The organism is Cryptocyanus atlanticus LEGE 06306 (genome assembly GCF_056633155.1).
In genome coordinates this window covers 1-13,286 of sequence record NZ_JBSJOZ010000005.1, presented here as the reverse complement: position 1 = coordinate 13,286, position 13,286 = coordinate 1, and the positions used below count along the sequence as shown (strand labels likewise).

13 protein-coding genes and 1 tRNA gene are annotated in these 13,286 nt (G+C 70.3%); 8 read left to right on the top strand and 6 right to left on the bottom strand.

Going from position 1 to position 13,286, the window contains the following annotated elements; translation table 11 throughout:
- Nucleotides 1-185 precede the first annotated feature (185 nt).
- Nucleotides 186-1,031: a TatD family hydrolase gene (locus tag ACWJI7_RS06925; protein WP_479936511.1), complete on the bottom strand. Its 846-nt coding sequence runs from the start codon at nucleotides 1,029-1,031 to the stop codon at nucleotides 186-188.
- Nucleotides 1,032-1,081: 50 nt separating this feature from the next.
- The gene (gene rpsT, locus ACWJI7_RS06920) at nucleotides 1,082-1,378 is read right to left on the bottom strand and encodes a 30S ribosomal protein S20 (RefSeq protein ID WP_479936509.1); all 297 of its coding nucleotides are present in this window, start codon (nucleotides 1,376-1,378) and stop codon (nucleotides 1,082-1,084) included.
- 130 nt (nucleotides 1,379-1,508) lie between these two features.
- Here rpsT and hisD point away from each other — a divergent pair, with 130 nt between their 5' ends.
- Nucleotides 1,509-2,831 (top strand): histidinol dehydrogenase, encoded by a 1,323-nt coding sequence (gene hisD, locus ACWJI7_RS06915; RefSeq protein ID WP_479936508.1) that lies wholly within the window; start codon nucleotides 1,509-1,511, stop codon nucleotides 2,829-2,831.
- 32 nt (nucleotides 2,832-2,863) lie between these two features.
- Here hisD and rpiA read toward each other — a convergent pair whose 3' ends face one another.
- The 3 genes from rpiA to ACWJI7_RS06900 are packed head-to-tail and all read right to left on the bottom strand — an operon-like array spanning nucleotide 2,864 to nucleotide 5,667.
- Nucleotides 2,864-3,577, bottom strand: coding sequence for a ribose-5-phosphate isomerase RpiA (gene rpiA / locus ACWJI7_RS06910; protein ID WP_479936506.1), 714 nt, complete (start codon nucleotides 3,575-3,577; stop codon nucleotides 2,864-2,866).
- Between the two features lie 49 nt (nucleotides 3,578-3,626).
- Nucleotides 3,627-4,844, bottom strand: a complete 1,218-nt coding sequence (locus ACWJI7_RS06905) for a trypsin-like peptidase domain-containing protein (protein WP_479936504.1) — start codon at nucleotides 4,842-4,844, stop codon at nucleotides 3,627-3,629.
- Nucleotides 4,845-4,854: 10 nt separating this feature from the next.
- Nucleotides 4,855-5,667 carry a metallophosphoesterase gene (locus tag ACWJI7_RS06900; RefSeq protein WP_479936900.1) on the bottom strand — a complete coding sequence of 271 codons (813 nt, stop codon included), beginning with the start codon at nucleotides 5,665-5,667 and terminating at the stop codon, nucleotides 4,855-4,857.
- Nucleotides 5,668-5,788: 121 nt separating this feature from the next.
- Here ACWJI7_RS06900 and nblD point away from each other — a divergent pair, with 121 nt between their 5' ends.
- From nblD to ACWJI7_RS06870, 6 genes are all read left to right on the top strand, one after another.
- Complete coding sequence (nblD, locus tag ACWJI7_RS06895; protein ID WP_479936502.1) at nucleotides 5,789-6,100, top strand: NblD family protein; 312 nt, start codon at nucleotides 5,789-5,791, stop codon at nucleotides 6,098-6,100.
- A gap of 155 nt (nucleotides 6,101-6,255) precedes the next feature.
- Nucleotides 6,256-6,726, top strand: coding sequence for an LSm family protein (locus tag ACWJI7_RS06890; protein WP_479936500.1), 471 nt, complete (start codon nucleotides 6,256-6,258; stop codon nucleotides 6,724-6,726).
- Nucleotides 6,727-6,783: 57 nt separating this feature from the next.
- Nucleotides 6,784-8,298 (top strand): transcription termination factor NusA, encoded by a 1,515-nt coding sequence (gene nusA / locus ACWJI7_RS06885; protein WP_479936499.1) that lies wholly within the window; start codon nucleotides 6,784-6,786, stop codon nucleotides 8,296-8,298.
- Nucleotides 8,295-8,564: a YlxR family protein gene (locus tag ACWJI7_RS06880; protein WP_479936498.1), complete on the top strand. Its 270-nt coding sequence runs from the start codon at nucleotides 8,295-8,297 to the stop codon at nucleotides 8,562-8,564. Before nusA ends, ACWJI7_RS06880 begins: the two co-directional genes overlap by 4 nt.
- 73 nt (nucleotides 8,565-8,637) lie before the next feature.
- Nucleotides 8,638-11,955 (top strand): translation initiation factor IF-2, encoded by a 3,318-nt coding sequence (gene infB, locus ACWJI7_RS06875; RefSeq protein ID WP_479936496.1) that lies wholly within the window; start codon nucleotides 8,638-8,640, stop codon nucleotides 11,953-11,955.
- A 1-nt stretch (nucleotide 11,956) separates the two neighbouring features.
- Nucleotides 11,957-12,655 carry a low-complexity tail membrane protein gene (locus tag ACWJI7_RS06870; protein WP_479936494.1) on the top strand — a complete coding sequence of 233 codons (699 nt, stop codon included), beginning with the start codon at nucleotides 11,957-11,959 and terminating at the stop codon, nucleotides 12,653-12,655.
- Here ACWJI7_RS06870 and ACWJI7_RS06865 read toward each other — a convergent pair.
- The gene (locus tag ACWJI7_RS06865; protein WP_479936492.1) at nucleotides 12,587-12,829 is read right to left on the bottom strand and encodes a DUF3493 domain-containing protein; all 243 of its coding nucleotides are present in this window, start codon (nucleotides 12,827-12,829) and stop codon (nucleotides 12,587-12,589) included. The two genes, ACWJI7_RS06870 and ACWJI7_RS06865, sit on opposite strands and share 69 nt — an antisense overlap.
- A 45-nt stretch (nucleotides 12,830-12,874) precedes the next feature.
- Between ACWJI7_RS06865 and ACWJI7_RS06860 the strand changes: the two genes are divergently transcribed.
- Nucleotides 12,875-12,946: transfer RNA gene (locus ACWJI7_RS06860), tRNA-Thr, on the top strand.
- Nucleotides 12,947-13,286: the final 340 nt, after the last annotated feature.

Sequence of the window (13,286 nt, the reverse complement as noted above, 5' to 3'; positions counted from 1 at the left end):
CATGGACTGGGACGGCTATCTGATCTGCCGCCGGCCACCGGGAGCTGCCCAGCGGGCAGCCGAACTCACGGAAACAGCCGCCCCCGCCGGGGGGAGCGGCGACTGCGTCGTTCACGCCGATGGAACTCGCCTCGAAAGTGCCGACGTCGACAATGGAGCGCTCACGCTGCCAGACCAATAAAACATCATACACTCTTGTCAATCGCTGGCCCTGGAAGCCCGAAAAGGGTTACCGCGTTGGCCGTCGAGGCGGCAGCCACGTCCCCCAGAGATTCCCCGCGCAGATCGGCCACCCGCTGGGCCACCGCCGCCACGAAGGCGGGCTCATTGCGCTGGCCCCGCCGGGGCACGGGGGCCAGGAAGGGGCAGTCCGTTTCCACCAGGTAGCGATCGGCCGGCACCTGGCGGGCACAGGCATGGGTATCGGAGGCCTTCGGGAAGGTGACCGTGCCGCTGAAACTGATGAACATCCCCAGCGTCAGGAAAGCATCCATCTCCTCGGGTGTCCCCCCCCAGCAATGCATCACGCCCCGCGGGCAGCGCCCCTGGCCGTGCCGGTGACGCAGCTCGGTGAGCATGGGCTCGGCGGCGTCGCGGCAATGGATGATCACCGGCAGATCCAGCTCCACCGCCAGATCCAGCTGGGGACGAAGCATGGCGAGCTGCTCCTCGAGGTTCGACTCCCGATAGAGGTCGAGTCCCAGCTCCCCGATGGCCACGACCCGCTGATCGGATCGGGCGGCCTCCCTGAGGATCCCGGGGGTGTCCGTCTGCCAGTGGCCGCGGTCCAGCGGATGCACCCCCACCGAATAGCGGAGTTCCGGAAACCGGTCGGCCAGCCTGCGAATCGAAGGGATCTCTCCCGGCTCCACACAGGCATGCATCAGGGCCACAACTCCGGCGGAACGCCAGCGGCTGGCCACCGCCTCAAGATCGGCCTCGAAGCTGTCGAAGACGATGTGGCAGTGGCTGTCGACCAGAGCCGGTGGGGGCAAAGGAACCTCCGTCGGGGACGGATTCAGGGCTGCCATGGCAGAAGGGGGAGGATCCGCTCGTGCAGCGAAGGGGAACGGGCTGGGGCTCAGGCGGCCGGTTCGATGGCCCGTTTCACCGCCGCGCTGAGGCGGGATTTCTGATTGGCGCCGGTGTTGCGATGGAGCACTCCGCGCTTGACGGCCTTGTCGATCTTGCTGAAGGCCGCATTGAGGCTGGTCTGAACCGCGGCTTTGCCATCGTCGTCCGGGGCCTGGGCATAGGCCGTAACGGCGCTGAAGCAGCGCTTCATCAGGGTGCGCACAGCGGCCTTGTAGGACCGGTTGTGCAGCCAGTTGCGCTCGGCAATCTGGATGCGCTTCTTCGAAGACGTGTTATTGGCCACAGGCGGAATCGGCGCTGAGTAGGCAGTGGGCGATCTTACCGCTCTCCCTGCCCGCTCGGCTCACCCCCCGCACGGATCTAGCCTTGGCACCTTGCCGCGACGGGCCCCGCCCCCGCCGCCCTGACCAGCCGTGCCCAACCTTCTCAGTGACACCCCCGCCGCCCTCTGCATCGGAGTGCTTGACGACCTGGAGCTGGCCGGCCAGCGACTCGACGCCATCGCCTCGCGGACCGACGGCCAGGCCAACCTGGAGGCGGCGGAGCGGGTCGGGGCGATTCTGGCGGAGGTGCGTCAGCAGGGCGACCGGGCCCTGCTGACGTTCAGCGAACGCTTCGACGGGGTGCGGCCGGATCCGCTGCGGATTCCCCCCGAGGACCTGGTCCGGGCCTGGGCTGCGTGCCCCAGCGATCTGCGGGCGGCCCTGGAGCTGGCTCACCGGCGGATTCTTGACTTTCACCAGCGGCAGAAACCCCAGGACCTGGCGGTGACCGGCGTGCATGGGGAGCGGCTGGGACGCCGCTGGCGGCCGGTGGAGCGGGCGGGTCTGTACATCCCCGGGGGCCGTGCCTCCTACCCCAGCACGGTGCTGATGAACGCGGTGCCGGCCAAGGTGGCCGGCGTGAAACGAGTGGTGATGGTGACGCCACCCGGCCCGGAAGGGCAGCCCAGCCCCACCGTGCTGGCCGCTGCCCACCTGGCCGGCGTGGAGGAGATCTACCGGGTGGGTGGGGCCCAGGCGATCGCCGCCCTGGCCTACGGCACGGAATCGATTCCACGGGTGGATGTGATCAGCGGCCCCGGCAATCTCTACGTGACCCTGGCCAAGAAAGCCGTCTACGGACAGGTGGGGATCGATTCCCTGGCCGGTCCGAGCGAGGTGCTGGTGATCGCCGACCACAGCGCCGATGCGGCCCACGTGGCTGCCGATCTGCTCGCCCAGGCCGAGCACGACCCTCTCGCCGCCGCCATCTTGATCACCACCAGCGCCGAGCTGGTGCGTGCTGTTCCCCTGGCCCTGGAGGAGCAGCTGCGCCATCACCCCCGGGCGGAACTGAGCCGAGCCGCCCTGCGGGACTGGGGGTTGATCGTCCACTGCCCGTCGCTTGAGGAGGCGGTGTGCCTCAGTGATCGCTTCGCCCCGGAGCACCTGGAGCTGCTGGTGGAGCGGCCCGAGCCCCTGGCCGGACAGATCGAACATGCCGGGGCGATCTTCCTCGGCCCCTGGAGCCCCGAAGCGGTGGGCGACTACCTGGCCGGCCCCAACCACACCCTGCCCACCTCCGGCACCGCCCGGTTCTCCGGGGCCCTCAGCGTCGAGACCTTCATGCGGCACACCAGCCTGATCGCCTTCAATCGCCGGGCCCTGGAAGCCACCGGCGCCGCGGTGATCACCCTGGCCGCCAGTGAGGGCCTGCACAGCCATGCGGAGTCGGTGCGGCGGCGGATGGACTGAGCTCCGGCCGGGATCTGGACGGCCCGGCGGGCTCAGCGCCGCTCAAGGTCCCTCACCCGTGGGTCGCCGTCCACGATCTCCCCGACCAGCACCTGGTCGGCCAGGTTCACGAACAGCCCGTTCTCGAGCACCCCGGGCAGGTTGTTGATCGCGGCTTCGAGCCCGGCGGGATCGGCGATCCCACCGGAAACGCCCAGATCCAGCACCAGGTTGCCCTGATCGGTCACCACGGGGCCGGCCTTGCGCACCGCCATGCGCAGCTGGGCCGTCGCCCCCAGCGCTTCGAGATCACCCTTGACCTGGCGCCAGGCGCCCGGAATCACCTCCACCGGCAGCAGGAAAGCCAGATTGAGGCGCTCCACCAGCTTGCTGGCATCCACCACCACCACGAATCGCTCCGCCCGGCGCGCCACCAGCTTCTCCTGCACATGGCAGGCCCCGCCCCCCTTGATCAGCTGGAAGGCAGGATCCACCTCGTCGGCGCCATCGATGGCCAGATCGATCCGCTCCACGGCATTGAGGCTCCGCAGCGGAATGCCGAGTTCGGCCGCCAGCACCTCACCCTGAAAGGAGGTGGTCACCGCGACGATGTCGCTCAGCTGCCCGCGGCGCAACCTGGCGCCCAGCTCCTGGATCATCAAGGCCGCGGTGGATCCGGAGCCCAGGCCGAGGACCATGCCCGGGCGGATCTGGTCGACGGCCGCCACGGCCACCGCGAGCTTCATGCGGTCCTGCAGATCGGCCATTGCTGCCCAGGTCGGGGCCGCGACCGTAGCAAGCGAACGGCCGGCGGGATCAGGCCGGGTGGGGCAGGGCGGCGGGACGGATCGAGAGCTGCAGTTCGCGGGGGCCACGCACCACCTTCAAGGGCAGGGTCTCGCCCACCCGGGACACTTCCACCCGCTGCAACAGACTGGACGGATCCCGCACGGGCTGGCCGGCGGCAGCCACCACCAGATCCCCGCGGCGCAGGCCGGCGGCTTCGGCAGGGCTGTCGGGCAGCACGCGCTGCACCAGGGCACCGTCCCGCTCCGGGAGCTGGAGCACGGCGTCAGGGTCACGGTTGTTGTCGCGGGCCCGGCGGGCGGTCAGCGGCACCAGCTGGAGTCCGAGGTAGGGATGGACCACCTCGCCACCGTCACGCAGCTGATCGGCCACCCGGCGGGCGAGGTTGATTGGGATCGCAAAGCCCAGGCCGGCTCCGGGGCCCGAGCGCACCAGGGTGTTGATGCCGATCACCTCGCCGGTGGCGTTGATCAGCGGGCCACCCGAATTACCGGGGTTGATGGCGGCGTCGGTCTGGATCAGATCGAGCCGTTTGTCGGCGAAACCGAGGCTGTTGATGTCCCGGTGGAGGCTGCTGACGATGCCGAGGGTGACGGTGCGTTCCAGGCCGTAGGGGCTGCCGAGGGCAATCGCCCAGTCACCCACATCGAGACGCTCCGAGTCGCCCAGGCTGGCGGCCTGGAGATCAGACTGGGCCGGAATGCGCACCACCGCCAGATCGGTGACGGGGTCAGCGCCGACGACCGTGCCGTCAAGCTGGCGGCCGTCGGCCAGGGTGACCTCCACCCGATCGGCCCGATCGACAACGTGGGCGTTGGTGAGCACCAACCCGGCGGCATCGATCACCACTCCGGAGCCCTGGCCCCGCTCCCGGCTGCTGCCGGAGGGGTCGCCGAACAGATCTCGCAGCAGGGGATCGAGCAGGGCCGGATCGAAGGCCTGACGGGCAACACTGCGCTCGGTGTCGATGCGGACCACGGCGGGCCCGACCCGGCGGGCCGCGGCGGCCACGAAACTGTGGGCTGGGATCGGCTGCTCGGAGGGCGCCAACGCGGCGGCGCGGGCCGGAGCAGGGGAGCCCGGCTCGCCAGGGCCCCCAGCCAGGGCCGGCTGGGGCAGGGCCGCGGAGAGCAGCACCGCCAACAGCGCCGCCAGGAGACGGGCGGCGGACCGGGCCGGCGGGTTCGGACTGGATCGGAAGGCCCGGATCGGGGCGTGGCTTGGCATGGCTGGGAGGCTAATCAGTCCGACCGGCTTTCGCCCCCTTCCCGAGGGCCGGAGACCACCGCAGCAGGCCCTGGCGCCAGTGGCCATCGGCCTCCAGCTCAAGCCAGCGCCCGCCAGGATCCTCCGGCCGGCCCAGGGGACAGGGCTGGACCGCCGGGAAGGCGCAGAGCGTGGACGGACAGGCCAGCAGCGGCACATCGGGCCGCCCCGGCAGCGGGCCGCGCCAGTGCTGATGCACGTGGCCGCAGAGGACGGCCTCCAGATCGGGGCACCTCGCCAGCAGCTCCAGCAGGGCGGGGGCGTCGCGCAGGCCGATGGCATCGAAGTGCGGATCGCCGATCGGCAGCGGCGGGTGGTGGAGCACCACCAGCACGGGTCCGTCGGACCTGCTCAGACACTGAGCCAGCCAGTCGAGCTGGCTGGCTCCGAGCCAGCCGGCCAGCTGGGCTGGCCGGTGACTGGAGAGCAGCAGGATCCGCCAGGGACCCCAGCGCAGCTCCGCCGGTGCGAGGGTGGCGCGGCGACCCAGGGCCGCGGCCAGCAGCGCCGGGTGGTCGTGGTTGCCGGGGAGCAGGGCCAGGGGACTGTCCCAGTCGGCCAGAGCCTCCCTCAGCCGGGCGTAGCCGGAGAGGCCTTCGTCCTGACAGAGATCCCCGCTGATCAGGAGCAGGTCGGGGGCCGCTGGAAGCTGGCCCCTGGCCTGGGCCAGGCCATGACGGAATTCGGTGAGGGGCTGGCGGCCCCGGTGGCGGCCATCCGGATCCCCCAGCAGGTGGGGATCGCTGAGCTGGAGCAGCCGGAACGGTTTGCCCCCCGAATCCAGCTCCCGCTGGTCGTGGCCGGCCGGCCGGTTGCCCCCAGGCTGGCGCTCTTGAAGGGCTTGCAACAGACAGGTCCACGGTCTGTTTCTCCACCCTAAGTTGCCGCAACAGCGCGGCGAGCCCATGGCCTCGACAACACCTGGATCGATCCTCCGGTGCAGCCTCTGCCAGGTGGAGATCCAGGCGATGGTCGGGGGGAAGGATCGGGTGCTGTTCAGCCAGGGGGCGGCGGGAACCCGGGCCAAGCTGTGGGCCCGGGTCTGTCAGTACGTCAAGGAGCCCCAGCGTTGCCTGAATCAGGATCCGGTGCTGCGGGGCGAGGTGGATCCCGACGACTTCTATGGCGAGGCCCCGAGTCTCGGAATCTTCGACGCCCCCCAGGTGGGCGATCTCCCGGCTGATGGCCCCGTCGGTGGCGGTGGTCTGCCGGTCTGAGCGAGGACGCTCTCACCCGGGATCCTCTACGCTCCACCCCATGCCCGGCGGGCATCACCCCATTGTCCAGTGCACTTCACCCGAGGGTGAGGCCACCGGTGGGGGCAGTTCTCTGCAGGAGCCGGTCGGGCTTAAGGACCCGCTTCCGCTTCGTCGTGCCTTCCCACCCCCCGATTCCCGAGCTGCAGCACCTCGCCACTCCGCTGGCGGAAGGCTCCGGTCTGGCCGTCGTCGGTGTGCAGCTCCACACGCAGCGGATGCCCCTCACGCTGGTCGTGCAGTTGCGCCGGGCCGACGGTGGCGACGTCAGCCTCGACGAGTGCGCGGCCTTCTCGACTCGGCTGGGAGAGGAGCTCGAGGGCAGCGCCCTGCTGCCCGAGTCGTATGTTCTGGAGGTCAGCAGCCCCGGCATCGGCGAGGAGCTCAGCGACGACCGGGACTTCCGCAGTTTTCGTGGGTTCCCCGTCGAGGTCTGCCTCCGCGACTCCAAGGGTGGCGAAAGCCGGCGCGAAGGGCTCCTGCTCGAGCGGGACGGGCGGACCGTGCAGCTGAACATCCGCGGGCGCATCAGCCGGATCCCGCGGGATGAGGTGATCGCCGTTCGGCTCATCACCCCGACGGAGTAAGCCCCCCAGGCATCCCGTCCCTCCCCCTTCCCTTGTTCCACATCCCGACCGATTTCGATGGCACTCGTTCTTCTCCCTGGCCTTCAGAACCTGATCGAGGACATCAGCGAGGAGAAGAAGCTACCTGCCCAGGTGGTGGAAGCCGCCCTGCGGGAAGCCCTGCTCAAGGGCTACGAGCGCTATCGCCGCACCCTCTACCTCGGCATCAGCGAAGACCCCTTCGAGGAGGATTACTTCAGCAACTTCGACGTGGCCCTCGACCTTGATGAGGAGGGCTACCGGGTGCTGGCCTCCAAGATCATCGTTGATGAGGTGGAGAGCGAAGACCATCAGATCGCCCTCTCCGAAGTGCAGCAGGTGGCCGAAGACGCCCAGATCGGCGACACGGTGGTGCTCGATGTCACCCCCGAGAAGGACGACTTCGGGCGGATGGCGGCCTCCACCACGAAGCAGGTCCTGGCCCAGAAGCTGCGCGATCAGCAGCGGCGCATGATCCAGGAGGAGTTCGCCGATCTGGAGGATCCGGTGCTCACCGCCCGGGTGATCCGCTTCGAGCGCCAGTCGATCATCATGGCTGTCAGCTCCGGCCTGGGCCGGCCGGAGGTGGAGGCCGAGCTGCCCCGTCGCGACCAGCTCCCCAATGACAACTACCGGGCCAACGCCACCTTCAAGGTGTTCCTCAAGGAGGTGAGCGAGGTGCCCCGCAGGGGTCCCCAGCTGTTCGTCTCCCGGGCCAACGCCGGCTTGGTGGTGTACCTGTTCGAGAACGAGGTGCCCGAGATCCAGGAGGGATCGGTGCGGATCGTGGCGGTGGCCCGGGAGGCCAATCCGCCCTCGCGGGCCGTGGGCCCACGCACCAAGGTGGCCGTCGACAGCGTCGAGCGGGAGGTGGATCCGGTGGGCGCCTGCATTGGCGCCCGGGGCTCCCGCATCCAGCAGGTGGTGAACGAGCTGCGGGGCGAGAAGATCGATGTGATCCGCTGGTCGCCCGACCCGGGCCAGTACATCGCCAATTCCCTCAGCCCGGCGCGGGTGGAGATGGTGCGGCTGGTGGATCCCGAGGGGCACCACGCCCATGTGCTGGTTCCCCCGGACATGCTCAGCCTGGCAATCGGCCGGGAGGGCCAGAACGTGCGGCTGGCCGCCCGGCTCACCGGCTGGAAGATCGACATCAAGAACGCCCAGGAGTACGACCAGATCAGCGAGGACGCCAGGGCGGCGGAGCTGATCGCCCTGCGGGTGGAGGATGAGCGGCAGCAGGCGGAGGCCGAAGCGCGGCTGGCGGTGGAGCAGGCGGCCCGGGCCGAGGAGGATGCCCGTCTGCGGGAGCTCTATCCCCTGCCCGAAGACGACGAGGAGGGCGGCTTTGAAGCCGATGGGGAGGCCAGCTGGAGCGAGGACGCCGCCACTCCGGAGGAAGCCGGGGGAGGTGAGGAGGGGCCTTCCGATCCCTCCGCAGCGGACCCGGCCATCGAGCCCCCCGCCGAGGCGGGCCCCTTCGCCGAGGCGGACAATCTCGAGGAGGCCGGAGCGGACGACGGGGCCGAGGTCGACTCGGATGGGGTCCGGTGAGCAGCCGGCCGATTCTGCGGCGATGCGTCTCCTGCCGCCAGCTGCAGGATCGGACCCGGCTCTGGCGGATCATCCGCCGGCACGACGGGGGAATCAGCCTGGATGCGGGCATGGGGCGCTCGGCTTACCTCTGCCCAACGCAGGAGTGCCTGGAGGAGGCCCGACGCCGCAAGCGTCTTCAGAAGGCCCTCCGCTGCCAGATCGAGGATTCCATTTACCAGACCTTGGACCAACGGCTCGGCGGCTCCTCTCGCCGCAGCCTCTGAGGCAAGATGAACAGTGGCCACACCGCGCGTGGGGCCCGGCGGCACCCGTTGCCCCGACCGATCGGAGACCTGAATGACCAGCAGCGGCAAAGTCAGAATTTATGAGCTGTCCCGGGACCTTGGCCTGGAGAACAAGGACGTGCTCGACGCCGCCGAGAAACTCTCCATTGCCGTCAAGAGCCACAGCAGTTCGATCAGCGACGACGAAGCCGATCGCATCCGCCGCCTGATCCGCCCCAACGGCAGCTCCGGGCCCAGGCCGGTCGCGGCCGCGCCGATCCCCCCCGCGCCGGTCCGTCCGGCCCCCGCGGCGACGCCACCGGAGCCGGCCAAGGTCATCCTCTCGGTGAAGAAAGCCGCCCCAACCCCTCCGGCCCCGGGCCAAGCCCAGGCGCCGATCCCCCAGCCCGCCCGGCCCCTGCCGGCGCCCGCGTCGAGCCGCACCCCGCCGCCGGCCCCCACGGCCGTGAAGCCGCCGCAGGTCCCGGCAGCTGCCGCCGAAGCCCCCCCCGCCGCCAGGCCGGCGTCACCGCCCCCCGCCCGAGCGGGCCAGTCAGCCACACCGGCCCGGCCCGCGGCGGCCCCGGCCAGACCAGCCGCCCCGGTCAAACCGGTGCCGGCCCGGCCCCCGCTTCCGGCACCGAGCCCGGCCGTCACGAAGGCTCCGGCCCCACCGGCCCGCAAGCCCGGCGCCCCGGTTCCCGGCCCCACCAGCCCCCGGCCCAGCACCAGCCCCCGGCCGGTTCCGCGCGGCAGCAGCACTCCCCCTCCCAGCCGACCGGCCCCGCCCCAGCGGCCGGGAGCGCCCACACGGCCGCCAGGCCCCGGCGGGGCCGGCCGGCCCCAGTTGGTCGGCCGTCCCCAGCCCGGACAGGCCCCCAGCACCAGCAACCGGCCGGCGCCCCCGTCCGGCCGGGCGCCCCTGAGCCAGCGCCCCGCCGGTGCTCCCCAGCGACCCGTCACCCCGGGCGGCCGACCGCCCCAGGCCCGCAGTCCGCTGGAACTGGTCGGCAAACCGATCTGGCGGGATGCGGCGGGTCCCGGAGGTCCCAGCAGGCCTGGAGCACCGGTCCGGCCCGGTGGCATGCCCCAGGGGATGCGCAAGCCCGTGGCCCCCGGGGAGCTGATGCAGCTCCAGAAACCGGGCAGCCGACCGATCGCGGCCCCGCCCCGCCGGCCGGAGCGCAGCGAAGCCGGCGGGGATCCGACCCGCCCCACAGCCACCCCGCCGGCGCCACCCAAGCGGCCCGGATTCCGCACCCCCCAGGCCGCCGGCCCCGGCCGGGCCAGGCGGCCGGAATGGGACGACAGCGCCAAGCTGGAGGCTCTGCGGAGCAAGTCTCCCCAGAAGCAGAGGCAGAAGGTCCACATCATCGGCGAGAACGATGATGCCCTCACCACTGAAACCAGCGGTTTCGCCGGCGAGCATGAGGCGATGGTGCTGCAGGCCAGCCTGGCCCGACCCGCCAGACCCCGCACCCGTCAGCCGGCCCCCGGCGCCAAGCCGGTGGTGGCGATGCGCAAGCGCAAGAAGGAAACCACCCGCCAGCGTCAGCGCCGCCGGGCGATGGAACTGCGCGCCGCCCGGGAGGCCAAGGCCACCCGGCCCGAGATGCTGATCGTGCCGGAGGGGAACCTGACGGTGCAGGAGCTGGCCGATCGCCTCGGTGTCGAGAGTTCCGAAATCATCAAATCCCTGTTCTTCAAGGGCATCATCGCCACCGTCACCCAGACGGTCGATCTCTCCACGATCGAGACGGTTTCCGAGGAATTCGGCGTTCCGGTGCTGGCCGATGACGTCCAGGAGGCCGCCCGCAAGACTGTGGACATGATCGAGGAGGGTGACCTGGCCCACCTGATCCGACGGCCACCGGTGGTCACCGTGATGGGCCACGTGGACCACGGCAAGACGAGCCTGCTCGATGCCATCCGCAAAACGCGGGTGGCGGCTGGAGAAGCGGGGGGCATCACCCAGCACATCGGGGCCTATCAGGTGACGATCCCCCAGGCCGGCGAGAGCCGCCGCATCACCTTCCTGGACACCCCAGGCCACGAAGCCTTCACCGCCATGCGGGCCCGCGGCACCAAGGTCACGGACGTGGCGGTGCTCGTGGTGGCCGCCGATGACGGCGTGCGGCCCCAGACCCTGGAGGCGATCAGCCACGCCAGGGCCGCTGAGGTGCCGATCATCGTGGCGATCAATAAGATCGACAAGGAAGGGGCCCAGCCCGAACGGGTCAAACAGGAGCTCTCCGCCCTTGAACTCGTGGCCGAAGACTGGGGCGGCAGCACGGTGATGGTGCCGGTGAGCGCCATCAAGGGTGAGAACATCGACAAGCTGCTGGAGATGATCCTGCTGGTCACCGAGGTGGAGGATCTCCAGGCCAACCCCGACCGGATGGCGAAGGGAACCGTGATCGAGGCCCACCTCGACAAGGCCAAGGGACCCGTGGCCACGCTCCTGATCCAGAACGGCAGCCTCCGGGCCGGCGACGTGCTGGCGGCCGGCCCCGTGCTGGGCAAGGTGCGGGCCATGGTCGATGACACCGGCAAACGCGTCAAACTGGCGGGCCCGTCGGCCGCCGTCGAGGCCCTGGGCTTCAGCGAGGTGCCCACCGCCGGCGACGAGTTCGAGGTCTACCCCGACGAGAAGACCGCCCGGGCCGTGGTGGGCGATCGGGCCACCGAGGCCCGGGCCACCCGGCTGGCCCAGCAGATGGCCTCCCGGCGGGTCTCGCTGGCCTCGATGTCCGGCCAGGCCAGCGAAGGGGAGCTGAAGGAGCTCAACCTCATCCTCAAGGCCGACGTCCAGGGCAGTGTCGAGGCGATCCTCGGTTCGCTCGAGCAACTGCCCCAGGGCGAAGTGCAGGTGCGGGTGCTGCTCTCGGCGCCCGGCGAGATCACGGAAACCGATGTCGACCTCGCCGCAGCCTCGGGCGCCGTGATCGTGGGATTCAACACCTCGATGGCCTCCGGGGCCAAACGGGCAGCGGACGCCACCGGTGTCGACGTGCGCGACTACGAGGTGATCTACAAGCTGCTCGAGGACATTCAGCTGGCGATGGAGGGCCTGCTGGAGCCGGAGCTGGTGGAGGAACCCCTGGGCGAAGCCGAGGTGCGGGCCGTGTTCACCATCGGCAAGAGTGCGGTGGCGGGCTGCTACGTGACCAGCGGCAAGCTGCAGCGGAACTGCAAGGTTCGGGTGCATCGGGGCAAGCAGGTCGTCTTCGACGGCGATCTCGACTCCCTCCGCCGCAACAAGGACGACGTCAAGGAGGTGGCCACCGGCTTCGAATGCGGCATCGGCTGTGACCGCTTCGCCAACTGGCAGGACGGCGACCGCGTCGAGGCGTTCCGGCTGGTCAACCAGCGCCGCACCCTGAGCACCTGATGTGACCGCCCGCCGTGAGCCGCTGCTCTGGCTCCAGCTGCTCGGGCTGGCGGCCCTCCCCGCTGAGTGTCTGGGCGTTGCCCTGATCCTGGCCGGTGCCGATCCGGGCCGGGCTCCCGGCCTCGAACGGCTGCTGCTGTGGTGTCTGGGCGGCCTTCTGCCTGCCGTGCTCCTGTGGCGCCGACCGGCGGATATCTGGTCCCTGCTGCTGCTGCGCACACCCCTCCGGGGCCGCCGCGAGCAGCAGCGGCGGCTCAGCGCGATGCAGTCTCCCCTGCTGGTCAAAGGCATCGGAGCCGGCGGGGCTCTGCTGCTGGTCCCGGCGGTCTGGAGCCTCGATGGCCTCGCCCCCGAGCTGGCCGCCCTCACTCCCCTCGGCAGCCCATCCCGGCTCGTGGTGCTGCTGCTGGCCATACCGGTCGTGGCCCTGCTGCTGTGGCAATGGCAGCAGGCAGTTCAGGCCCTGTGGCTCCTCTCCCGCCCGGAGGCCAGCGTGGCCCAGGCAACCCCGCTGAGCCTGGAGCGGGCCAGCACCGAGCGCCTCAGCCTCGGCCTGCCCCTGCTGTTGCCCGAGCCCCTGAAGGAGCCGCCGCAGCCCTCGCATGAGGGGACTGGATCCGAGGCGGGCGCCTCAGCGGTCACGCCAGAGCAGGGTCCCGAACAGTCCGCAGGCCCCGAGCTGAATGATCAGGTCCCCTGAAGCCAGCTCCCCACCGGCCGAAAGACGCATCAGCATGGTGGCCAGACCCAGCGCACCGGAGGCCATGAGCGCGAACCAGAGGGCCCGCCTGAGCGATCTCCAGGGTGTTTTCGCTTCCTGCAGAAGACGCGCCCTCAGTTCGGGATCGAGGGGCCGGGGCGTGGAAGGGGGCATGCGGCTGAAGCCGTGAGATCGCCTCGATGCTAATTTGTCCAGGTTGCCGGTGTAGCTCAGTGGTAGAGCAACTGATTCGTAATCAGTAGGTCGTCGGTTCAAGTCCGATCACCGGCTTTGCATCCATTCAGTCATACAAATCTGGGCTCGATTACCCCTGATCCGAGCGGCCGGGACCTCCGGAATCGGCCGCGCAGTCCGGGTGGTGCAGGAGCAAGAACAGGCTGAATCCGACGGACGGGAATCTGCGCCATCGGTAGCAAGGATCCACGTCTTAGATCCGCGCTGTTGATCAACGCCCATGGGCTGGGTTCATGGACTGGGTCCTTCCGCCGGTCCTCTGGTCCGGGCCGCTCTGCCGAGCACTGTTCCGTGCGGATGTGGGGGTCAGCGGCCCCGCGTCCGACCGCTTTGCCGGCTGATGGCGCCGGGCCCTTGAGGCTCTCGAGAGCCCGCC